Source organism: uncultured Bacteroides sp., from assembly GCF_949298305.1.
Classification (GTDB): Bacteria; Bacteroidota; Bacteroidia; order Bacteroidales; family Bacteroidaceae; genus Bacteroides.
Genome location: NZ_CASFWU010000169.1, coordinates 1 through 2,290, shown reverse-complemented (window position 1 = coordinate 2,290; position 2,290 = coordinate 1). Strand labels below are relative to the sequence as shown.

At 61.2% G+C, this 2,290-nt stretch carries 1 protein-coding gene and 1 pseudogene; both read left to right on the top strand.

Going from position 1 to position 2,290, the window contains the following annotated elements:
• Nucleotides 1-1,169: pseudogene (locus Q1Y74_RS13990) on the top strand (efflux RND transporter permease subunit); the annotation flags it as partial.
• Nucleotides 1,170-1,231: 62 nt separating this feature from the next.
• Nucleotides 1,232-2,290, top strand: a 1,059-nt coding sequence (locus Q1Y74_RS13985) for a TolC family protein (RefSeq protein ID WP_300814901.1), incomplete at its 3' end; no start/stop codon positions are given.

Below are 2,290 nucleotides of genomic sequence, written 5' to 3'. Positions count from 1 at the left end.
CTGATGGCACAGCCGGCCGTCAAGCGGGTGTCCGTCACCTTCGGCAACACACCGCTGCGCTATTACCTGGCCTCGACCGCCGTGGGACCAAAGCCCAACTTTGCCAATATCCTGGTGGAGCTGACCGACCGCAAATATACAAAGGAATACGAGGAGGAGCTGGACAACTACCTGAAGGAGAACTTTCCCAACGCCATTGCCCGCACCATGCTGTTCAAGCTGTCGCCCGCCGTGGACGCCGCCATTGAGGTGGGTTTCATCGGGAACAATACGGACACGCTGGTGATGCTGACCGACCGGGTGCTGGACATCATGCACCGCGACCCGGACCTCATCAACATCCGCAACTCGTGGGGCAACAAGGTGCCCGTCTGGAAGCCTCTCTACAGCCAGGAGCGCGCACAGCCCCTGGGCGTCTCGCGGCAGAGCATGGCGCAGAGCATCCAGATAGGGACGGGCGGCATGACCCTGGCCGAATACCGCAAGGGAGACCAGGTGCTGCCCATCCTGCTGAAAGACAACACGGTGGACTCGTTCCACATTAACGACGTACGCACCCTGCCCGTATTCGGCAGCAGCGACGAATCTACCACCTTGGAACAGGTAGTAGAAGGATTCAATTTCCAATATAACTTCTCGGACATCAAGAACTATAACCGCCAGAAGCTGATGATGGCCCAGGCCGATCCCCGTCGGGGAGCCAACACGGCCGCAGCCTTTAACCGCATATGGCAACAAGTGCAGCAGGAAATCGACGTACCCGAAGGCTACACAATGAAATACTTCGGCGAACAGGAGAGCCGCACGGAGTCCAACGCCGCCCTGGCCGCCAACCTGCCGCTGACGTTCTTCCTGATGTTCGTCACCCTGCTCTTCCTGTTCCGCACCTACCGCAAGCCGGTGGTCATCCTGCTGATGCTGCCGCTCATCTTCATCGGCGTGGTGCTGGGACTGCTGGTCTTCGGCAAGTCGTTCGATTTCTTCTCCATCCTCGGCCTGCTGGGACTGATAGGCATGAACATCAAGAACGCCATCGTGCTGGTGGAACAGATAGACCTGGAGACCGCGGCGGGTACGGCTCCACCATCATGGGCGGACTGCTGGTGGCGTCGGCGCTGACGCTGTTCGTGCTGCCCGTGGCCTATTGCGCCATCCAGCGCATCAGGTAATCGGCCCGACGGCCTCCCCTGCCCATCCCGTTTGTAGAACCCTAACCCCCTACCCTTGACTTATGAAAAGAAAGAACCTACTGCTCCTCGCCCTGGGCTGCCTCTGCCTGACAGCCCGGGCACAGACTTACCTGAGCCCCGAAGCCTACCGCGACAAGGTGGAGGCTTACAGCCGGGTGCTGAAACAGCAACGGCTGAAGTACGAAGCCAGCGCCGAGACAAGAAAGATAGCCGCCACGGGCTTCCTGCCACAGGTGGACATCAGCGCCGAAGGAACCGCCAACCTGAACCACCTGGACCAGTGGAACAGTCCCAAAGGGGAATACCGCCCCTACACGTACAAGGCACTGGCTACCCTGACGCAACCCCTCTACACCGGAGGGTCGCTGATAGCCGCCCGCGACATGGCACGCGCCGACGAGGAACTGGCACGCCTCTCCACGGAGACCACCATCGACCAGCTCCGCTACCAGAGCGAGGCCGTCTACTGGAACGCTGCAGCAGCCTGCGCCTACCTGGAGGCTGCCGCCCTCTTCCGCAACATCATCCGGCAACAGTATGACCTGGTGCAGGAACGCTTCAGCAACGGAGCCATCGGACGCACCGACCTGCTGATGATTTCCACCCGGCAGAAGGAAGCCGAACTGCAGTACGCCAAGGCACGCCAGAACCTCCAGCTGGCCCGGCAGCAACTGAACATCCTGATGGGTACGTCACCCGACACCCCCATAGACAGCCTGAGCGGCATAGACAGCCCCGCGGAACAGATTGTCCCCCTGAACCTGGACGAGGTACTGATGAACCGTGCCGACTATGCGAGCGCCGCCGTCAGCGTAGGCCGGAGCGAAGCGGAAAGGCGGGTCGCCCTGAGCAAATACCGGCCGCAGGTGAGCTTCTTCTTTGCCTCGGGATGGGACACGGGCATCAGCTACATGGGGCAGGATGTCCCCCATACGCCCCTGGCAGGCATCAACGTCAGTATCCCCATCCTGCGCTGGGGAGCCCGCTTCAAGACCGCCCGTCAGCAGAAGGCCTACCTCGGCATCCGCCGGCTGCAGCAGAGCTACCTGGCCGATGCCATTCTGGAAGAACTGTCGGCCGCCGACGTCAAGCTGACGGAG